The sequence below is a fragment of the Geobacillus sp. BMUD genome, from assembly GCF_013096845.1.
GTDB lineage: Bacteria > Bacillota > Bacilli > Bacillales > Anoxybacillaceae > Geobacillus > Geobacillus vulcani.
In genome coordinates this window covers 1-19441 of the sequence record NZ_SDLA01000003.1, presented here as the reverse complement: position 1 = coordinate 19441, position 19441 = coordinate 1, and the positions used below count along the sequence as shown (strand labels likewise).

The following is a 19441-nucleotide window of genomic DNA, read 5'->3' as shown; positions in this document are numbered from 1 at the left end:
ATGGCCGAATTTCTCTTGATACAACTGCACGCTAACAGAGCTTGACTGGAAATTTTATATTGATCCGTAGCATGTAAAAGCTCTGAACCTTGCTGTTCAGGATCAGTCTCCCTTTTATATGTCTATTTTCTTCCCTTCCTCGACGATATGATACAGCAAATGCGCCAAATGGTGAATCGGACCGTATTCCTCTTCGCCGTCTTCCGTCATTTCCTCTTCTTCCGCGAATTCGAGATCGTTTAAGTAGAGCGCCATAAACTCATAAAAGTCTTTCAGCTCAAAGCTGTAGCACGCGCTTGGATCTTCGCTGTCTTCTTCGTATTGAAGCATTAAATACGACACGTTGCCTTCGCGATCCTCGGCATCGAAAAAGACAAAATAGCCGATGTTCGTGTCAAGATCAAACAAATGCCGCGTTCCGCCTTCGGTCGCCTTGTCAAAATCCTCTTGGCTCAACTTGCCGACGTTCATCGCTTCCACATCATCTTCACGGTGAAACTGGACCGTAAATGTTTTCACTGTCATTCCCTCCTCCAAAAATGCTTAATGAATACGTTTTGGACAGCCGCTCGAGCAGTTTCACCCCGGCTAGACTGTTCCCTTTGTCGTCAAGCGCCGGGCCGAAAATGCCGATGCCGCACCGCCCGGGCACGGCGGCGAGAATGCCGCCCGAGACGCCGCTTTTCGCCGGAATGCCAACCTTGATGGCAAATTCACCCGACGCATTGTACATGCCGCACGTGACCATGAACGTTTTGCAAATGCGGGCGACATCCAACGGCATGAGCGGTTTGCCCGAATGCGGGTCGCGCCCGTCAAGCGCGAACACCAAGCCGATGCGCGCCAAGTCGACGCACGTCATCTCAATGGCACACTGCTTCGTGTACAAGTCGATCAACTCTTCAACGTCTTCATCAATAATGCCGTGTTGCTTCAAAAAATAGCAAAGCGATCGGTTTAAAAACGCGGTTACAAATTCGGAGCGGGCCACTTCGTCGGAGTACGAGATGTGTTCGTTGCCAGCGAGACGGCGGACAAACGCCAACAACCGTTTCAGCCGTTCGGGCACCGAGCCGCCTTCAATCATCGACGTGACGACAAGCGCGCCGGCGTTAATCATCGGATTCAGCGGCTTGGCCGGTTTTTCCTCTAACTTGGCAATGGAATGAAACGGATAATCCGTCGGCTCCATGCCGACTTTACGAAACACCTCATCCTCGCCGCGGTCGATCAAGACAAGGGCGAGCGCAATGATTTTCGAGATGCTTTGGAGCGTCACTTTCACCGTCACATCGCCGGCGCTCACCACCTTACCGTCCGGGGTGTAAACGGCGACTGACAGTTCATTCGGATTCGCTTTGGCTAGAGCGGGAATATAATCGGCCACTTTGCCATAGCAGGCGTACGGCTTCGCTTCTTCGACAAAGCGGGCCAGTTCTTCTTGATTGTACACAAGCATCACCGATCGTTAGTATCGCCTATTTTTTCCGTTTCTATGCCCAAACGATTCAAACAGCGGCGGTTTCCGACGGGGGCGCTTTGCCCTCGCCAAGCGGACCGCCGGCAAAAAACCGCCCCGCTCCTCTCAAGTCGGCAGCCTGAGCCTGCTGTTTGAACAGCAGCCGTTTTTCTTACTCTTCTTCGGCAAACACATTTTTTAATTCGATCGCAAATCCAGGAAACATGCGGACAGGAATCGTCTCATCGCGAACATACATCCCTTGATGGCGGAATCTCCCTTCTTCAAGCACATAGACATCCATCGTCTTTCTCCAACAACCTTGTTGTAGGCAAGGGAGAACGGTTTCAAGTATAATAAAAAAAGAGGTGAGGAGCATGCAAGAAGCCATCAACATGTCCCCGTCCCCGTCATGGGAACATCAAATCGTTTGCGACAATCTTGTTTCCATGATCAAAGGAAAAAGCCCATGCCAACCGATTTCCAACTTATCCGTGAAACTCGAAAAGAACGGAAACGTGATGAACGAGTTTATCCAGCCGGATGTCGCTGTCTATTGCGAACGACCGGAAAAAATCATCGGCGGCTATAAGGGGCGGCCGCTCATTGTCATCGAAGTTGTCAGCCCGTCAACCTACAAAATCGATGTGACGCTGAAAAAAGATTTGTACTGCGCCTACGGAGTGGAAGAATACTGGATCGCCGACCCCTACAACAAAACGATCCGTCAGTGCACACTCGAACATGATCGATACGCCGAAACGATCATCTCCTGTGGCGAAATGTTCGATTCTGTCATCGGAACGATTGACACGGCGCTCGTGTTCCAAGGCGTGTAGAAAAGAGGAAACGCCCGATATGGACGAAGCGAGGCGGTCTGTCCGAAAGTTGCTTGATTTTGACATCGAGACGGTCGTCTGTTACCACAGCAGAGTGTGCCGCGGCCAGATTCGTGAACAGTTGGAGCAAATCGCTCGATCGATGGCATAACCTCGTTTCACAGCACGGCTAATCCATGGCTGACAGACGAAGCCTTGTCGGATGCCAATGGCCTTTCAACGGCATCCTTTTCTGACTTCATGGAAAATTAGCCATTGATCTTATCCTGTTTTTCTTGTATAATGAAGTATGTCTGACAAACCATTTCGGGATGTAGCTCAGCTTGGTAGAGCACACGCATGGGGTGCGTGGGGTCGCAGGTTCAAATCCTGTCATCCCGATCGAAGGAAACCAGCCGAAAAACATCCGGCTGGTTTTTTTGTTCTCTCACGCGTTTCCTCCTCTTGACGCCGTTTTTCCCTATGAAATCAATCCGATCTGCCTTCCTGCCCAAGCGATACGGTCAACAGCCATATCAACGTCTTCTGCCGTCATGGCGGCGGTGACGGAAAAGCGAATGCGCGCCGTTCCCTCAGGGACGGTCGGCGGCCGGATGGCGATGGCGGCAAGGCCCGCTTCCTGCAGCAACTCGCTCATCGCCACAGCCTGGTCGTTCGGACCGACCAGTACGGGAACGATCGGCGTCTCGCTGCCGCCAGTGTCAAAGCCGAGCTGTTTCAGACTCATGCGGAACCGTTCACTTAAGGCGTGCAGCCGCTCACGCCGCTCCGGTTCGGATTGGACGATACGAATGGCCGCTTCATTGGCGGCAAGGACAGCAGGCGGCAAGGCGGTCGTAAAAATGAAGCTGCGAGCACTGTTCATCAAGTAGTCGATCAGCCACGGCTCGCCGGTTACATACGCTCCGAAGCTGCCGAGCGCTTTGCTGAAAGTGCCGATGGCGATCACATCTTCTTCTTTCTCGAGCCCGAAATGGTGAAGCAGCCCTTCGCCGTTCGGCCCAAGCACCCCTCCGCTGTGCGCTTCATCCACAATCAATATCGCGCGGTAGCGCCGTTTCAACTCGACAAGCTCCGATAATGGCGCCAGATCGCCGTCCATGCTAAAAACAGCATCGGTGACGATCCATTTTCGCTTCGCAGGCGAAGATTGCTTCAACAATGATTCTAATTGATCGACGTCATTATGCCGGTAGCGGAAACAGGCGGCTTTGCTCAGTCGGATGCCATCAATCAAACTCGCATGGTTCAACTTATCGCTAAAGACAAGATCATCTCGGCCAATCAACGCTGTCAACACGCCGATGTTGGCCGTATAGCCGCTGTTGAAAATAAGAGCCGCCTCTGCTTTTTTCCACTGTTTCAACGCGGCTTCCGCCCGCTCATAGAGCGGATGGTTGCCGACGATAAGCCGTGACGCACCCGCTCCGGCTCCGTAGGCCCGCATCGCCTCGCAACCCGCTTCAATGAGCCGTTGGTCATCCGCCAACCCTAAATAATTGTTGGACGCTAAATTCAACATCGGCTTTCCGTTCAGGATGACCGAAGCGCCTGAGGCCTGTGCTCGGCGCAGCTGGCGCTTTTGCGCTTTTTGTTCCCATTCGTGCAGTTTGGCGATTAGTTCGGTTTTCATCCCTATCCCCCTTATATGTAAACTTTTTATAAAAAATAGTTTACATTAAAAACCGCGAATCGGCTAGGAAAAGATGGTCAGTTTCGTTTGCTGATTATTTAGCACATAGTTCTGTTAATTATTGATTTCCACCCTCGACCACATGCATAGTCCAACCGCAGACATGTCATACTATACGTGTTATCGGCAAAAAGGAGGTGTTAGAAATGGATGTCCGTCGGGCACAAGAAATCGCGTCGTCGCCGGTGATGGCGAACGTCACGTACAACGGCCAGCGCATTTACATTGAGCATGTCGACCAGCAAAAAGGGATGGCAACGATCCATCCGCTTGACAATCCGAATCAAAAACAAAGCGTGCCGGTCGCCAGCTTAGAAGAGCATTCGTCATGAAAAACGCGGGAGAAAGGGATCGTCCTTTCTCCCGCGTTTTTGTTAATCAAAAGTCCGCCGTTTGCCTTCAGCGACTCAGGTTTTTCGATTTCCTGAAAACCGAGCACATCCGTATAAAACGCACGCGCCTCATCCTCAGCGCCAAATGGCATGCAAATTTGCACATGATCAAGCCGTTTGATACGAATCATCGTTCCTCTCCCCCCTGTGCGAACGCTGGTTTGATCCGGCGGATGAACGAAACCGCAGCAACCGCCCAAATGAGCAGCACTCCCTCGACCGCCCAGATGTTTGTGACCACTTTCGCTTGATAAAGCGCCGGCAAGACGTCCATTGCCGCATGAAGCAAAATCGCGTACAGGACATAACGGAACTGCCGCTGGCGCACGCCAAGCAAAACGAGGAGCGACAGCGCCACATGCACCGCCAAAGCAAACAGCCGTTCTATGCCGCCCAACACGTACATTGCCAACGGCGTGTGCAGCACTTGTTCTTTGATCAGCTCCGCCTGGCCTGCCGGGAGCGATGGGGCGATCGTTTTGTCGAAGGCGCCTGATTGAATCAAGCTCAGAAGCACAATCGTGTTCACAGCGCCAAACACGCCAAGCAGCACTGCTTCCACCCCGCCGTGCCCAAGCCCGAATGACAAGCCGTCGCCATACGCCCGGTTTTTTTTCAACAGCCAGCGAAACCCGACATAACGGCCGATTTCCTCAAACACGCCGGCAGCAAGCGCGGCGTACAACACAAAGAGCAAAACGCTGTCCGTCCCTTTCAGCGCCGGCCGTCCCGGTTCGAGGAGAGCGATGTGAAGCGCTTTTTCCAACACTTGTGAAAACAAGAGAAACATCAGCGCTCCGATGCCGAGCGCTTTCCACGAAAGCCATCCTTTTTTTCTTCCGTACCATGCGAGACCAACTGGAACAAACAACGAAATGGCGAGCTGCACCGCCGCACCGATCATTCCCACGTCCTCTCCCCCTCCCGCTTATTTATGAGCGGTTGCGTTGTTCTTGCTGCTCATAAAGAAACGATCGAACGATAAGATACAAATTGCCGACAACGATGATGACGAGAAACAAAACAGCCCTCATCTCTCCGGGCCAAAACGCGGTGAGCATCGACAAAATCCCCATGGCGATAAACACTTTGCCGCCAAGACGGTGCGTTTTGTGCCAAACCGTCTCACTCGCTAATGTCCACGGTGTGCGAATGCCGATGAAATAATTGTGTTTGATTTTCGGCAGATAATTTCCGATGACAAGAAACAGACCGCCGATGGCAAGCGGCATGAACGCCCCAACATCGATGGAAAATCCAAGGTTGTACGCCAATGTCACGGCATGCAGCGCCAAGAAAAAGCAGGAAAGCGCCGCATTGACAATACGATAGCTTTTTTGAAAGCGGGCGTAATGTTCTCTTTTCGGGTCGAGCTTCGGCAACACCGCCGTCAAAAACGTGAACACCGTCATGAGAACGGGCAGCAGCAAGGCGCCAAACCATTTGTTGCTGAAGCCATCAGCTTCCCCTGATGCGTTCCAATGGATCGCCACTTGATCCGGCAAATACGGAAGGACGGCCAAACTCAAGAAATAAGCGAGAATCGCCAACACGATCGTCAGCCGGCTAACGTTCATCATGTCTCTCCCCCTTTTCGACAAAATCGTAAAACCAGCGAAGCAAATCTTGAAACACCGTCGTGTTCAGAGAGTAGTAGATATGCTGTCCCCTACGCCGGTCTTGCACCAAATCAGCCTGCTTGAGAATTTTCAAATGATGCGATACGCTCGGCTTTTGCATAGCAAAATGCGAAGCGATTTCTCCTGCCGTCAACTCTCCTTCCCGGAGCAACGTTAAAATCTTCCGGCGCGTCGGATCAGCAATCGCTTTAAACGCCTCGTTGAACGACAATGGTAATCCCACCTTGTGAACGATTTTGGGATGCATCTTAAGGGGTTGACAACCACCGGGAGAGCTTTCGTTTGTCGTTGTCTCTTATGCACCAATGTGAACAGGTTTTCATACATGTATACGTATATAATTAGATATTTAGAAAAACATCTAAATATCGGATAAACGATTCGCTATTAATTAAAGAATATTCCATTTGACTGTCAATGTCTTTTCCCGTTTTCCCTCGTAGATATCAGTGGAAAGGAGGACGCACAGCTAGGCGCCCCCGGAGTCCATGGTAACGTGGGGCTTGGCTTCCCACTGATTTCCGTTAAAACCCCGTGGGCCAAGCGGCGAGCAAGCGCTCACTTTTTTCGCGCTTGGATGTAAGCAAATATTCAAGTGTCTGGCAAAGGAATTTTCTCGTCTCCGCCGGATGGATGACATCGTCGATCAAATGTTTGCGCGCCGCCCCATACGGCGAGCTGTCAAACGACCACTGCATGAGCAGCTCCTGACGCCGCTCATGCGGGTTGTCGGCACGTTCAAGCTCGCGGCCGTATACGACGTTGATGCCGACTTCCGGACCGGTGAAATTGATTTCCGCACTCGGCCAGGCGACGACCACATCCGCTCCCATCCCCGGTCCGCACATATTGCCGTACGCCGCGCCAATGCTTTTGCGGATGACAACCGAAATTTTTGGGACGGTTGATAGAGCAAGCGCCTGATTCCACACCATGATTTTCGTCGCCATTTTCGCTTTTTCCGCCTCGACGCTGATGCGAAACCCCGGTGTGTCATGCAAAAAGATGATCGGAATATGATACGAGTCGCACAAGCAAATGAATTCCGTCGCCTTTTGGCATTCCTGCGGCCCGGGCGCTCCTGCGTATTGGTTGGGCTGATTGGCGATGATGCCGACTACATGACCGTTTAGATACGCCAAAGCGGCGATCAGCGCCTTGCCAAATTGTTTCTGATACTCAAAATAGTCTCCTTCATCAACAAGGCAGGCGATAATTTTTCGCATATCATAGACGCGGCTACGTTTGTCCGGCAAAATTGAAAACACTTCCTCAACCATCCGGTATGGGTCATCATCCGTCTTCCGCATCGGCGGCCGCTCGTTAGCGTTTTGCGGCATGTATGAAAAAAACCTTTTTAGTTGCTCGATGCATTCTGCCTCTGTCTCGCCATCGGCGTCAATCTGTCCGGTATATTTATGGTGGATGTCTACGCCGCCGAGCTCATCCGGCGTGACGCGCTGCCCATTCGCCAATTCGAGCATGCGCGGCCCAGCGATCGCCATGCATGTCCCCTTCATTTGCGTGACAAAATCACAGCTGACCGCCGTCCATGTCGGCCCACCGTAGCTGTCCCCCAAAATCGCCGCCATCGTCGGCACTTGCCGGTGGTGGGCGAGCAGCTCGCGTGGAAACAATTTGTCGCTGATCCCGTCCGACCCCATCCCGTCCGGCATGCGCAACCCACCGCCTTCATGGAGGAAAAACATCGGCAAGCCATTGCGCACAGCCAGTGCATGCATTTGCCGCGACTTGCGCAAATGAACGCTCCCCTCCGTTCCAGCGAGCACCGTTTTATCCCCGGCGATGATGACCGCCGGTCGGCCATTCACTTTGCCGATGCCGGCGACAAGCCCGTCTCCATACGTTGTTTCTTCCAAGCCGGGCTGGTCGGACGCGTTCAGCTGTCCGAACTCGATAAAAGTTCCCGCATCCACAAGCAGGGCGATCCGCTCTCTGGCAGTTAGCAGCCCTTTCTCGTGCTGCTTGGCGATTTTCTCTTCGCCGCCGCCCAACGCAGCGCTCGCTTTTTTCGCCATCAGTTCGTCTGTTAATTGCCGCAAATTCTCCACCATGATCCCCCTTTTTTTTTTTGGAAAAGGCAGGGCGGCCCGTGTCCCCGCCGCTATGTTATTCTCTTGGAAGCAGCTTTCGCAATACTTTGCCTGACGGCGTCGCCGGCAATTCATCAATGAACTCGATATAACGCGGATACTTGAACGCCGCCATATGCGTTTTCGCCCATTCGATCAAGTCAGACGGCGCGACCCTTCCTTTGTACGAATCGTGAAGAACAACAAACGCTTTCGGAACTTCCCCTTTCATCGGGTCAGGCACACCGATGACTGCGCATTGCTTGACGGCCGGATGTTCGTTCAACAACGCTTCGACGTCTTCTGGAAAGACGCTGTAGCCGGACACTTTGATCATCTCTTTCAGCCGCCCTTGGAAATACAAATAGCCGTCTTCATCGACATACCCGATATCGCCGGTGTACACCCACCCATCTTTCAGCGTCTCGTTCGTCGCGTCATCGCGGCGGAAGTAGCCTTTAAAAACCCCCGGATTTTTGACGACAATTTCCCCCGACTGTCCGGTCCCAAGCTCTTGTTTCGTTTCCGGGTCCACGATGCGAATGTCTGTCTCATACGTTGGGATGCCGCACGAGTCAAATTTCACACGGTCATCCGGCATGAACGTGTCACACGTATGCGTCTCGCTCAACCCGTAGGCGGCTTCATACAACAGGCAGCCACCGGTCGCTTCCGCCCACCGCTCAGCAAGGTCTTTCGTCACCGGCAGGCCGAAGCTTGTCGCTAAGTTGCGTTTTAGGCTCGATAAATCCGCATTGACAGAAGAGAGCGCCTGCAGGATGGCCGCGTTCATCGGAGCGATACTGTACCATGCCGTGACTTTGTACGTTTCGATGGCTTTGATCGTCGCCAGCGGGTCGAAGCGGGTGAATAATACGCACGGATGTCCCGTGTACACCGGCATATTCAGTCCCATCACCATGCCGGCAATATGGCAAAGCGGGGAATGGGCCATCAACGTTTCCGGTTTTTCCGTCAGCCGGTTCGCTTGGGCCGATGCGGCCGTCTTAAATAGCGCATTACCATAGGTGAGCATCGCTCCTTTCGGCCGACCGGTCGTCCCGGACGTAAAAACGATCAACCCGACATCGTTCCACAAGTCAATGGGAGCGGTCTCATCAAGCGGCGGAGAAGCGGCGATGATGGCGGTGAGCTCATCCGCGCCTTCACACGTCTGCTTCGGCTGCAGCACCTCTTCGCAAAGCGGGATCTCCCCTGCCGGATCCGCATAGTCACCGTAATGACAAGCGACCGTAAACGACAGCGGCGCCGTTTGTTGTTCAGCTTGTTGAATGCGGGATAATCCTTCTTCCCCAGCGATGATGCCGACAAGCGGCACTTCGGAAAAGAAGTAGGCAAGTTCAGATTCGCGGTACATCGGATTGAGCGGAACGACAATGCCGCCAAGCTGCTGAACGGCGAAGTGAGCGATGATGTATTGTGGACAGTTTTGCATGTACAAAGCCACGCAGCTCCCCTTTTCCACCCCCTTTTCCCGCAAATAGCGGGCAAACCGGTGGACATGGTCAAGCAACGTCCCCCATGTGATCACCGTATTGTAGAAGATGTACGCTGGTTCGTTCGCTTCACGTTCACCGCGGTGGCGCAAATAATGATAGAGCGGCTGTTCGCCGAGCACATAGCGGAGCTTCTTCGGCAACCCGCTCGGCCAATACGGGCGCGTTTGGTTCACCTGTTTCACCATCCTCCGAATAGAATACTGAACGGTCAGTATTTTCGTTTTAGAAAACGCTTTCAACCTATGATCATGTCCTCTGCTTCATTCCTATGAATAGAATTTCGCTGTCATTCGTTGATTTCCTTTTTCGAACGACCCATTATTTTCTCCGACATGGCAACGCAGATGAACTCCTCCCCTTTTTTCTAGGCGCGCATACAATGGCCATAAACGGTCTTTACGGAAAAAAGGGGGATGGAGACTATGGCCATTAGTAACGGAACCCAATATATCGAGCGCATTGACAATCTTCGGTCAAATGTATGGATCAACGGCGCTCAGGTCGAGGGAAAGCTGTCGGAACACCCGGCTTTTGCCGGCGTGATGCGAAGCCAAGCGCGCTTATATGACGCCCAGCACCATCCAAACAAACAGCCGGTGCTGACGTTCCGCACATCGACGGGGGAGCTGGCCGGCGCGGCGTTTTTGCGGCCGACGACAAAAGACGATCTCGAACACCGGCGCCTGGCGTTCCAAGAATGGGCGCGCTTGACAGCGGGGATGATGGGGCGGTCTCCCGACTACATGAACACCGCCGTGATGGCGCTCGCTTCCGCGGCCGATTTTTTCGGGCAGCAGCACCCGTCCTACGCCGAACATATCGAACACCTCTATGAGCGGGCGATCAACAACGACTTGTCGTTCACCCATACGTTTGTCAACCCGCAAGTGAACCGTTCCCTCGGCTATATGGAAGAAGACGGCGAGCCGATCGCCGCCAAAGTGATCCGCGAAACGACAGACGGACTCGTCATCAAAGGCGCGCGCCTGCTCGCCACTCAAGGCGGCATGACTGACGAACTTCTCGTTTTGCCGGCCGGCGGGACGCTTCTTGGCGATGAATACATGTACGCGTTTTCGATTCCGAGCAACACGCCGGGGTTGAAGTTCATCTGCCGCCCTTCTTTTGCTGCCGGCGCCTCTTCGTTTGACGGCCCGCTCAGCGCGCACTTTGATGAAATCGACGCCATTGTCGTATTTGACGATGTGCTCGTTCCGTGGGATCGGATCTTTTTCTACAAAAACGCATGGGTGGTCAAAGAGCTGGATGAAGAAACCCATTTGGCCATTATGCTACTGCACCAAGTGCTGGCGCGGCGCATCGTGAAAACCGAATTTTTCCTTGGAACGGTGGAGCTGCTCAGCGAATCCATCCAAATTGGCGGATACCAGCATGTGCAAGAAAAAATCGGGGAAATCGCCGCCGCCCTTGAAGCGCTTCGGGGGATGCTTCTCACCGCCGAGCTCCACGCGAAACCGGACCGGCGCGGCACCATGGTGCCCGATCCTGCCCCGCTTTACGCTGCCGCCTTTTTGTATCCGCGCTTGTACCCGCGCTTTGCCGACATCGTTCAGCTGCTTGGCGCCAGCGGGCTTGTCTGCCTGCCGACGGAAGCAGACTTTTCTTCCCCGCTCCGCCCGGATTTGGACCGGTATTTGCAGGCAGCGACGCTTCCGGCCGAACAGCGGGTGCAGCTGTTCCGCTTCGCCTGGGATCTGGCGATGAGCGCCTTCGGGACGCGGCAGACGCTGTACGAACGGTTTTTCTTCGGCGATCCAGCCCGGTTTGCGACAACCTTTTACCATCGCTGCGACCGGGAAGCATGCGCCCAAATGGTGCGACGGTTTTTAGACAGCGAACAACGTTGACAAAACGGCAGCAACCACAGCACCGGGCTGGCATAAACGCCCGCCTTTTCTTCAAAGAGGCGGGAGATCATCAAGCGTTCCGTCCAGAAAAAAGGTGTCCCGCCTCTTTCGGGACACCCTCATGCGAATGGATTGACGTGATCGATCACGTCGTCCGCTGACGATCGGGAAACAGCAGGCTAAACAACACCCCGGCCGCCAGCGCAATGACAAACGTCGTAAACCGTGAACTGATGATGGCCTCAAGCGGCGAGGAAATCCAGATGACCGTGCTGAGAAACCCAGCAACGATCGTGGCGATGACGCCGATGCCGGAATACCGCTTCCAGAAGAAAGAGAGCAAAATCGCCGGCGACAACGTGCAGCCGATTCCCGCCCATGCCCAGCTGACAACGAGATAGACGAGCGACTCGGATGTCATCGCCAGCACCAAACCGAGCAGTCCGGCGATGACCACCACCGCGCGGGAAAGCGCGACAAGCTGCTTTTCCGACAGACGAAGGCGCAATGAACGGCGCGCAATGTCTTCGCTAATGGCGCTCGTGATGACAAGCAGCTGCGAATCGGCCGTTGTCACGATGGCCGCCAAAATGCCCGACAGCAATACCCCCGCGAGCCACGGCGGCAACAAATCGAGCGCCATATGCGGCAATACCGTTTCCACGTCGGCGAAGGAATGGCCCTGATAAAGGGCAATCGCCGCAAGACCGATGCAAAACGCGCCGCCATAGGCCATCAGCGTCCAAATGATCGCCACTGTTTTGGCCGTTTTCGCCTCGCGGGCGTCTTTCAACGCCATGAAGCGGACGCTCAGCTGCGGCTGTCCGCCCAGATAGCCAAAAAACCAAGCAAAATTGTTAAACAACAATAGCCCAAGCGCAAATCCAGTGACTCCCCCCGTCCATGAATCGAGGCCCGGCTTCGCGTGATGAAGCGCTTCACTGATCGACAAGCCACCACTATAAATTTCCACGAACGCCACAATGGGCAAAATCACGAGCGTCGCCAGCATGAGCATACTTTGAATCATATCCGTCCAAACGACACTGACGAACCCGCCGGTGTATGACAAGATAATGACAATCGCCACACTGATGACCATGCCAAGCTGCGGATCGATATGAAACACGGCAAACAGTGTCTTGCCCGCTCCGGCAATTTGCGCGCTGAAATAAAACATCATAAAGCTAAAAATAAGGACAGTCGCAAGCCATAAAATCGTTTGCCCATGCGCGCCGAACCGTTTCGCTAAATAACCGGGCAACGTCAGCGCACCGTATCGCTCCGCCTCTTGGCGAAACCGGTCGGCCAAAAAGAGCCAGGCGCAGACGATGCCGATGACAATGCCGACGGCCACCCAAATCGCAGAAAGCCCATTGGCGAATACAAACCCCGTGTAGCCAAGCAACAGCCAGGCGGATTCGCCCGTCGCCCGCTCAGAAAAAGCGAGCGCCCAACCCGGCAGTCGTTTTCCCCCAAGCAAAAAGTCGGAATGGCTCATCTCCTTTTTCCCATACCAATAGCCAAGCGCCGCCATCACAAGACAATACAGCACGAGTTCCGCCAAGATGATGCCACTCATCGCTGTTCCTCCCTGTTGTACGGTTTTGCACAGGCGCACACGGAATCTGCAGGGATGTCTTTCTCTTCTCGGCCTGCCAATCCCACTCCCCTTCCATAAACATGGCGCTATCATCAGACTGCGACGATCGACGATCATGCCAGTGACAGCGAGAATGGTTGCTCCTCACAGGCATCTGTTTACTCTTTACATATGTGGCAAACGAGCCAGTTATTCCAGCATGACACCGCGTCTCACCTTGCAAAGTTTCGCTCGGACAGAATCAACATGTGGAACACTACAAGTTGCCAGACGGCTCGAATTATAATAAAGTGGAGATGAATCCAAAAAAAGGAGTGAACAAGATGAACCGTTGGGAGAAGGAATTGGACAAATACGCCGAATTGGCCGTGAAAGTCGGCGTCAACATTCAGCCTGGGCAGACGCTGTTTGTCAACGCCCCGCTCGAGGCGGCGCCGCTCGTCCGCAAAATCGCCAAAACGGCGTACGAAACCGGGGCGAAACACGTGTATGTCGAGTGGAACGATGAGGCGCTTACATACATCAAATTTCATCACGCCCCTGAGGAAGCGTTTTCCGAATATCCGATGTGGCGGGCCAAAGCGATGGAAGAGCTCGTCGAACAAGGAGCAGCCTTTTTATCCATTTACGCCCCTAATCCTGACTTGTTAAAAGACGTCGATCCGAAGCGGATCGCCACCGCCAATAAAACGGCCGCCCAAGCGCTCGCCAACTATCGGAGCGCCATCATGGCCGATCGGAACTGTTGGTCGCTCCTGTCCGTCCCGACGGCGGCATGGGCGCAAAAAGTATTTGGGGATCTGCGTGATGAAGAAGCCATCGACAAACTATGGGAAGCGATTTTCCGCATCGTCCGCGTCGACCAAGAGGACCCGATCGCTGCTTGGCGCGAACATAATGATCGGCTCGCCCGCATCGTCGATTACTTAAACAACAAGCAATACAAACAGCTCGTTTACGAAGCGCCGGGCACCAACATCACGGTCGAGCTCGTCGACGGGCATGTTTGGCACGGCGGCGCCGCGACCAGTCAAAACGGGGTGCGCTTCAACCCGAACATGCCGACCGAGGAAGTGTTTACGATGCCGCATAAAGACGGCGTCAACGGCACCGTCCGCAACACGAAGCCGCTCAATTACAATGGCAACGTCATCGATGGGTTTACGCTCACGTTCAAAGACGGTCAAGTCGTCGACTTCAGCGCCGAAGAAGGATATGAGACGCTCAAGCATTTGCTTGACACCGACGACGGGGCGCGCCGCCTCGGCGAAGTCGCTCTCGTGCCGCATCAGTCGCCCGTATCGCTGTCCAATCTCATTTTTTACAATACGCTGTTTGATGAAAACGCCGCTTGCCATTTTGCGTTGGGCAAAGCGTACCCGACGAACATCGAAAACGGCGCGGCGCTGTCCAAAGAAGAGCTTGACCGCCGCGGCGTCAACGACAGCCTCGTCCACGTCGACTTTATGATCGGCTCGGCCGAACTGAACATCGACGGCGTCACCAAAGACGGCAAGCGCGAACCGATTTTCCGCCGCGGCAACTGGGCGTTCGAATTGTCGTAAGCTGGTTTCCCTTCACTCTAAGCCATCAGGCTGCGTCCAACAGGCGGGCAGACCCGACCGTTGGCGCAGCCTGATTCCATTCCAACACGGATTCACACGCAACGATCAAAGCGAACCGATAGGGTTGTTTTCATCTTGCCGCAAATGCACAGCGGCCGATGCCGCCTGCGCCAGTTGCTCGCATTGCCGCAAACGAATGCTAAAGAGAACGAGCGGGTCGCGGTACGCCTCCGGATTTGTGCGCATATGTTTGAGCTCACCTTCCTGGGCAGCAATCTCCAGCTCCAACCGTTTCAACGTTTCATCGAGCCCTGTCAACGGCGCATGGAAAAATCGGGTGACATCGCGTTCAAGCGATTTAGCAAACCATTCAAACGGCAGCAGCAACTGGTGGATGATCGCCTCCACCACCTCAGCGTAATCTTGCGCCTGGATGAACTGCTTATACTTTTGCGCCAGCATTGCCTTGTTTTGCGCAAAAGCACCGAGCAGTTTTCCCGCCCCTTTCAACAGCAGCTGGCTTGGCGTTCTCCGCAAGAAAACGTTCACCTTGTCTATTTGCACCCCGCTGATCAACCGATCCATATCGCGCCGCCAATCGGCGAGAAGGCGAAAATCGCATTCGAGCTTGAGCCGCTCATCGCCAAACATGGCGTTAAACCCTTCACCCATTTCATGCAAAAACGCCTGGCATTCGTTGAATTCGTCTTCCGTCGCTGCAATCCACTGTTCCATGGAGCGGCGCAGCTTTGGCAGCGCCTGTTCATCAAGGTAAGCACGAAGCCGTTCGTTCGCTTTGTGGTTCAGTTCAAGATGCAAACGGGAAAAATCGCTGTCTTCGCTCACAAGATCCGCCATGTTGCGCAACAGATCGGGAATCGCCGCAGACAGCTCGCCCCGCATTTCCGCCAAGACAGTATGGAATGACTTTGCCGTTTTGGACATTTTTTCCTCTTGCAGGTCGCCAAACTGATGAATAGCGCCGCTGAGTTTAGCCGCCATTTCTTTTTTCCACACGACCAGCTCCGCCAACCGGCTTTCCGCCTCGGCCCGCTGCCGGAACAAATGAGCGATGAACTGGCGGATCGTCGTTAAAATCGCTTCCTCGCGGCGGACCGATGATACATGGCGGCGCATCTCCTCAAACCAGCCGACGAGGAATTGTTGCTGCTTGCGGCTTGGCGCATGGGGCGAATAGACCATAACATGGGCCCCCGGAACAATCGTACGAACGTGCGCTTCCACTTCCTCAACGATTCTCGCCGTCTCCTCTTCATCCACCATTCCGTCGCCCGGAGGAAGCAAAACGTACATCGGCGCATTCGGCGCCCGCTCGCGAAGCTGTAGCATCAACTGTTCATCGGCGCTAGAAAACGGATCCTCTCCGTTGAGAAGAAAGAGAATGCTGTCAGCAAGCGAAAACGACACAAGCGCTTCATGGTCGGATGAAGCGCGCCCGCCGAGCGGGCCGATATCCAACAAGACAATCCCTTGCGGCACGAGTGAAAACGGCGCCTTGCATTCAATGACAGCGTCATCAGGGAATCGGCTTCCGCGGCCGCCCGTTGCCTGTTGAAATTCGTCAATACTCGAAAAAACGGTAAACTGGTCGTCACTGATTTTCGCGACTTCCATCTCCCCACCGTTTCTCCACGCAATCACCGGCGCAGACGGCGCCGCCAACGCTGCCTCGCCGACCAACGTCCGCAAAAACGCCAACCGCTCATGGCGCGACGCCCCAGCGATCAAAACGAAATGCGTCCGCGAATCAGACAGCTGCCGCACGAACCAGCGGAAGCGGAAATGCGAGCCCGCCCGCTGCTCTTCCGCCCAATCGGCAATTTCTTCAAATAGCGACACACCCGCTTCCCCAGCCTGCCGTTTCGCATGGACGAGCCGCTTAGCGGCGTCGTTGACCGTCTCTTCTTCAAACGCCTCAGGAAATTTCTCACTCCACGCCAACAAGGCAGCTGCGGCCACGGCTGTCTCCGGACCGTCAGCTAAACTCACCCAGCTTTTGACAAGCGGTGGAACAACTTCCACCAACTCTTTCAATCGATACGGCCCTTTCATCAATCCCGCATAGGCTTCCCCTAAAAGGCCGGGAATTCGCTTCCAGTCATAGTCGCGGCCGATCGCCAACTCATCATAGAGGCGATTCCACTCCGCGAGCCACGAAAAATAGAGGTCTCCATCTCGATAACCGTTCCATAGTGCCTGCACAAGCCGTTCAAACTTCACGCGATCGGTTTCGTACAACAGCGCTAGGCAGCGTGAAAACCGCGCAGGCGCCATCGTTCGCGCATGTCCTTGTTCCACATAACCGGTCAAGATGTCCGCCCAGCGGCGCGCCGAGGTCCGCACCGCCTCTCCTAAAGCAAGCTCGACGGCGCTTTCCCAATCACCTTGCTCCTCGAAAAAGGCGCGCGCCCATTCGGTCATGTTCGGATAATCCGGATACAACGTCACGCCGCGCTTAATCATTTCATCCGCTTTCGCTTTTTCCCCCAACTCACGGTAGAGCGAAAACAGGCATAAAATGATTTCCGCATGCAACGTTTCGCTTTCCGTCTCAATCGAGCGGTACAGCTCCTCTGCCAGCTCGAGCCGTCCAAGCTCATAGTAGCTGTCGGCGATGTTTTTTTGCGCCCAAGGGCGCAAATCGTCATGATGGACTTGTTCCCATTTAAAGATCGCCGCTTCATAGTCGCGGCGGTGGAAATACACTTCCCCTTGGGCAAAGCGAATGGACGACAAATCAGTGCCATCCCGATGCGCCGTGAAAAAAATATCGCCAAGCGCGCTGACAATGTCGCATTCTCCCGCCTCGATCAACGTCTCGTAAAATGTTTTATGAACCAGTTGCTGTTCAAACCCCATGTCGATCACCTGACTCGTATATTTGCCATGCATGTTCATTGTATGGCACGATTTATGATTTTATTTCTATCCCATATATTTTAACAAACTTTCGCGGAAAGGAACGTTTCAATTTGTTTTCATTTGCAAGACAAAACATAGCTGTTCCATTAACGAAAAAATGCTTCTGCGATCGCGGTAAGCGCGGGATGCAAAAAAAGAGAAAGATGGGCAAGCATTCGACACACAACCAATAGATCCTTTCAATTTTCAGCAGGAGGGCGCGAAATGGGAGACGCAAAAAAAACGGGATGGAAACAATCGCTTGCCATGGGCTCAAGCATACTCACGTCTCCATGCTTTATATTAAGGAGGGAATATCAAATACGTTTTTTGGAGTCTCGGACATAAAGATATTGTAACCACGCCGCAAACATACTCGCATATTTTAGGCAAGTTGACCTTGCAATGGAGGAGCTGTACCATGCTAAATAGCTGTGCAAAATTCGTGCAAAATTTTTTCGCATTCTATCGTTTTTTTCAGGATTCCCCAAAAATGAAAAATGACCGCAAACGCGGTCATATCAAGGGTTTCGGCAATGTTAACCCGAACCGATCGTATGTAAGTGGCGTCCCAGGAGAGACTCGAACTCCCGACCGACGGCTTAGAAGGCCGCTGCTCTATCCTGCTGAGCTACTGGGACATAACCAAGACGACACTCTAATCTTCCTGCTGCCCCTTCCTCTACCAGCTAACACAAAGAAGCCTGATGCGTCGGGGCAACTCGCAGCCCATTCGAAGATGTCTCGCTCGTTGCTCTATCCTGCTGAACTACTGGGACGATATCTACACGATATTCACGATAAAATAAAGGAAAGCGGGTGATGGGAATCGAACCCACGACTTCAGCTTGGGAAGCTGAGGTTTTACCATTAAACTACACCCGCATGATCAATATCATTGGAGCTTGTCTTAGAAACGACTGCAATAAAAATATAATCGCTAATTTCTTTTTTGTCAATATCTTTCTTAAAGCTAGTGGATAAACGCGCTCGAGAGGATTCGAACCCCTAACCTTCTGATCCGTAGTCAGATGCTCTATCCAATTGAGCTACGAGCGCATCATTGAGAGCGGAAGACGGGACTCGAACCCGCGACCCCCACCTTGGCAAGGTGGTGTTCTACCACTGAACTACTTCCGCATCATGAGAGGAATTCATTCCTTCAAAACTAGATAACCGTCGGAAGAAGCCGCGCTTCGTACTGTCTAGCTCCGGCCGCCATCGGCTCGCGACGCTTCGGTCCTGCTGTGGCGGCGACACATTGCATACGCTCCTGTGGCACCACCCACGCAGAACCAAGCTTTGCTTGGTTCGAGCCTCCTCGCAGGCCCTCCAGCGCGTTTCGCCGATAGGCAGGCGGCCTCCGCTTTTCGCACTGTCTAGCTCCGGCTCGCCGCCGCTCGGGGTCAAATAACCTTCTCCCTCGGGGTGCAAGCACCCCTGCGGGCGAAGAACATTTGCCCGTCGCGGCGAACCGCTCGCCTGCGCTTTTCTATTGTCCAGTTCCAGCGCCTAGCTCTCTTCTGCCAAATAACCTTCCCCCTCGGGGCGCGAGCGCCCCTGCGGGTGAAGAACATTTGGCTTCGAGAGCGAAACGCGGCGCTTCCACTTTTCTAGGTTAAGCCCTCGATCGATTAGTATCCGTCAGCTCCACGTGTCGCCACGCTTCCACCTCGGACCTATCGACCTCGTCATCTTCGAGGGATCTTACCCGCTTTTGGCGGTGGGAAATCTCATCTTGAGGGGGGCTTCACGCTTAGATGCTTTCAGCGCTTATCCCGTCCGCACATAGCTACCCAGCGGTGCCCCTGGCGGGACAACTGGTACACCAGCGGTGCGTCCATCCC

At 53.8% G+C, this 19441-nt stretch carries 16 protein-coding genes, 5 tRNA genes, 1 rRNA gene and 1 pseudogene; 6 read left to right on the top strand and 17 right to left on the bottom strand.

Going from position 1 to position 19441, the window contains the following annotated elements:
- Positions 1-114 precede the first annotated feature (114 nt).
- From ETC05_RS05815 to ETC05_RS18065, 3 genes are all read right to left on the bottom strand, one after another.
- Positions 115-519, bottom strand: coding sequence for a cytosolic protein (locus ETC05_RS05815; protein WP_171660566.1), 405 nt, complete (start codon positions 517-519; stop codon positions 115-117).
- Positions 488-1459: a glutaminase A gene (glsA, locus tag ETC05_RS05810; protein WP_171660659.1), complete on the bottom strand. Its 972-nt coding sequence runs from the start codon at positions 1457-1459 to the stop codon at positions 488-490. Before glsA ends, ETC05_RS05815 begins: the two co-directional genes overlap by 32 nt.
- Positions 1460-1631: 172 nt before the next feature.
- Complete coding sequence (locus ETC05_RS18065; RefSeq protein ID WP_256371106.1) at positions 1632-1763, bottom strand: hypothetical protein; 132 nt, start codon at positions 1761-1763, stop codon at positions 1632-1634.
- Positions 1764-1836: 73 nt separating this feature from the next.
- On the opposite strand from ETC05_RS18065, the gene ETC05_RS05800 reads away from it, so the two are divergent.
- From ETC05_RS05800 to ETC05_RS05795, 3 genes are all read left to right on the top strand, one after another.
- A complete protein-coding gene (locus ETC05_RS05800; protein WP_171660565.1) occupies positions 1837-2298 on the top strand; it encodes a Uma2 family endonuclease in 462 nt (153 codons plus the stop codon).
- Positions 2299-2317: 19 nt separating this feature from the next.
- A complete protein-coding gene (locus ETC05_RS18060) occupies positions 2318-2449 on the top strand; it encodes a hypothetical protein (protein ID WP_256371105.1) in 132 nt (43 codons plus the stop codon).
- 156 nt (positions 2450-2605) lie between these two features.
- Positions 2606-2679 (top strand) — tRNA-Pro (locus ETC05_RS05795).
- A gap of 79 nt (positions 2680-2758) precedes the next feature.
- Here ETC05_RS05795 and bioF read toward each other — a convergent pair.
- A complete protein-coding gene (gene bioF, locus ETC05_RS05790) occupies positions 2759-3931 on the bottom strand; it encodes an 8-amino-7-oxononanoate synthase (protein ID WP_171660564.1) in 1173 nt (390 codons plus the stop codon).
- Positions 3932-4137: 206 nt separating this feature from the next.
- Between bioF and ETC05_RS05785 the strand changes: the two genes are divergently transcribed.
- Positions 4138-4323 carry a small acid-soluble spore protein H gene (locus ETC05_RS05785; protein ID WP_031408827.1) on the top strand — a complete coding sequence of 62 codons (186 nt, stop codon included), beginning with the start codon at positions 4138-4140 and terminating at the stop codon, positions 4321-4323.
- A gap of 50 nt (positions 4324-4373) precedes the next feature.
- Here the strand turns inward: ETC05_RS05785 and ETC05_RS17785 are convergent.
- The 6 genes and pseudogenes from ETC05_RS17785 to ETC05_RS05760 form a co-directional block, all read right to left on the bottom strand.
- Positions 4374-4514 (bottom strand): annotated as a pseudogene (locus ETC05_RS17785) (VOC family protein); the annotation flags it as partial.
- Positions 4511-5293 carry a YhfC family intramembrane metalloprotease gene (locus ETC05_RS05780; RefSeq protein ID WP_171660563.1) on the bottom strand — a complete coding sequence of 261 codons (783 nt, stop codon included), beginning with the start codon at positions 5291-5293 and terminating at the stop codon, positions 4511-4513. The pseudogene ETC05_RS17785 and the gene ETC05_RS05780, both read right to left, overlap by 4 nt.
- A gap of 22 nt (positions 5294-5315) precedes the next feature.
- Positions 5316-5963, bottom strand: a complete 648-nt coding sequence (locus ETC05_RS05775; protein ID WP_031408822.1) for an SdpI family protein — start codon at positions 5961-5963, stop codon at positions 5316-5318.
- On the bottom strand, positions 5950-6234 hold the full coding sequence (locus ETC05_RS05770; RefSeq protein WP_031408820.1) for an autorepressor SdpR family transcription factor: 285 nt from the start codon (positions 6232-6234) through the stop codon (positions 5950-5952). The genes ETC05_RS05775 and ETC05_RS05770 overlap by 14 nt, the downstream gene beginning before the upstream one ends.
- 313 nt (positions 6235-6547) lie before the next feature.
- Positions 6548-8095, bottom strand: coding sequence for an acyl-CoA carboxylase subunit beta (locus ETC05_RS05765; protein ID WP_031408818.1), 1548 nt, complete (start codon positions 8093-8095; stop codon positions 6548-6550).
- A gap of 58 nt (positions 8096-8153) precedes the next feature.
- On the bottom strand, positions 8154-9821 hold the full coding sequence (locus ETC05_RS05760) for a class I adenylate-forming enzyme family protein (RefSeq protein ID WP_202807094.1): 1668 nt from the start codon (positions 9819-9821) through the stop codon (positions 8154-8156).
- A gap of 237 nt (positions 9822-10058) precedes the next feature.
- Here ETC05_RS05760 and hpaB point away from each other — a divergent pair, with 237 nt between their 5' ends.
- Positions 10059-11504 (top strand): 4-hydroxyphenylacetate 3-monooxygenase, oxygenase component, encoded by a 1446-nt coding sequence (hpaB, locus tag ETC05_RS05755; protein WP_171660561.1) that lies wholly within the window; start codon positions 10059-10061, stop codon positions 11502-11504.
- 145 nt (positions 11505-11649) lie between these two features.
- On the opposite strand, the gene ETC05_RS05750 is transcribed toward hpaB, so the two are convergent.
- Positions 11650-13086, bottom strand: a complete 1437-nt coding sequence (locus tag ETC05_RS05750; protein WP_171660560.1) for a sodium/proline symporter — start codon at positions 13084-13086, stop codon at positions 11650-11652.
- Positions 13087-13430: 344 nt separating this feature from the next.
- Between ETC05_RS05750 and ETC05_RS05745 the strand changes: the two genes are divergently transcribed.
- Positions 13431-14672 (top strand): aminopeptidase, encoded by a 1242-nt coding sequence (locus ETC05_RS05745; RefSeq protein WP_031408811.1) that lies wholly within the window; start codon positions 13431-13433, stop codon positions 14670-14672.
- Positions 14673-14777: 105 nt separating this feature from the next.
- Here the strand turns inward: ETC05_RS05745 and ETC05_RS05740 are convergent, their stop codons facing one another.
- The 6 genes from ETC05_RS05740 to ETC05_RS05715 all read right to left on the bottom strand — a co-directional run.
- Positions 14778-17591, bottom strand: coding sequence for a tetratricopeptide repeat protein (locus ETC05_RS05740; RefSeq protein WP_171660559.1), 2814 nt, complete (start codon positions 17589-17591; stop codon positions 14778-14780).
- A gap of 567 nt (positions 17592-18158) precedes the next feature.
- A tRNA-Arg gene (locus ETC05_RS05735) sits at positions 18159-18235 on the bottom strand.
- A 173-nt stretch (positions 18236-18408) separates the two neighbouring features.
- Positions 18409-18479: transfer RNA gene (locus ETC05_RS05730), tRNA-Gly, on the bottom strand.
- A gap of 100 nt (positions 18480-18579) precedes the next feature.
- Positions 18580-18653 (bottom strand) — tRNA-Arg (locus ETC05_RS05725).
- A 9-nt stretch (positions 18654-18662) separates the two neighbouring features.
- A tRNA-Gly gene (locus ETC05_RS05720) sits at positions 18663-18734 on the bottom strand.
- Between the two features lie 474 nt (positions 18735-19208).
- Positions 19209-19441 (bottom strand): 23S ribosomal RNA (locus tag ETC05_RS05715); the annotation flags it as partial.

What these genes read in the sequence shown, in the direction of transcription:
- glsA (WP_171660659.1), bottom strand. Translation starts at nt 1,459, where the DNA reads ATGCTTGTGTACAATCAAGAAGAACTGGCCCGCTTTGTCGAAGAAGCG.
- ETC05_RS18065 (WP_256371106.1), bottom strand. Translation starts at nt 1,763, where the DNA reads ATGGATGTCTATGTGCTTGAAGAAGGGAGATTCCGCCATCAAGGGATG.
- ETC05_RS05800 (WP_171660565.1), top strand. Translation starts at nt 1,837, where the DNA reads ATGCAAGAAGCCATCAACATGTCCCCGTCCCCGTCATGGGAACATCAA.
- ETC05_RS18060 (WP_256371105.1), top strand. Translation starts at nt 2,318, where the DNA reads ATGGACGAAGCGAGGCGGTCTGTCCGAAAGTTGCTTGATTTTGACATC.
- bioF (WP_171660564.1), bottom strand. Translation starts at nt 3,931, where the DNA reads ATGAAAACCGAACTAATCGCCAAACTGCACGAATGGGAACAAAAAGCG.
- ETC05_RS05785 (WP_031408827.1), top strand. Translation starts at nt 4,138, where the DNA reads ATGGATGTCCGTCGGGCACAAGAAATCGCGTCGTCGCCGGTGATGGCG.
- ETC05_RS05775 (WP_031408822.1), bottom strand. Translation starts at nt 5,963, where the DNA reads ATGATGAACGTTAGCCGGCTGACGATCGTGTTGGCGATTCTCGCTTAT.
- ETC05_RS05760 (WP_202807094.1), bottom strand. Translation starts at nt 9,821, where the DNA reads ATGGTGAAACAGGTGAACCAAACGCGCCCGTATTGGCCGAGCGGGTTG.
- hpaB (WP_171660561.1), top strand. Translation starts at nt 10,059, where the DNA reads ATGGCCATTAGTAACGGAACCCAATATATCGAGCGCATTGACAATCTT.
- ETC05_RS05750 (WP_171660560.1), bottom strand. Translation starts at nt 13,086, where the DNA reads ATGAGTGGCATCATCTTGGCGGAACTCGTGCTGTATTGTCTTGTGATG.
- ETC05_RS05745 (WP_031408811.1), top strand. Translation starts at nt 13,431, where the DNA reads ATGAACCGTTGGGAGAAGGAATTGGACAAATACGCCGAATTGGCCGTG.
- ETC05_RS05740 (WP_171660559.1), bottom strand. Translation starts at nt 17,591, where the DNA reads ATGAACATGCATGGCAAATATACGAGTCAGGTGATCGACATGGGGTTT.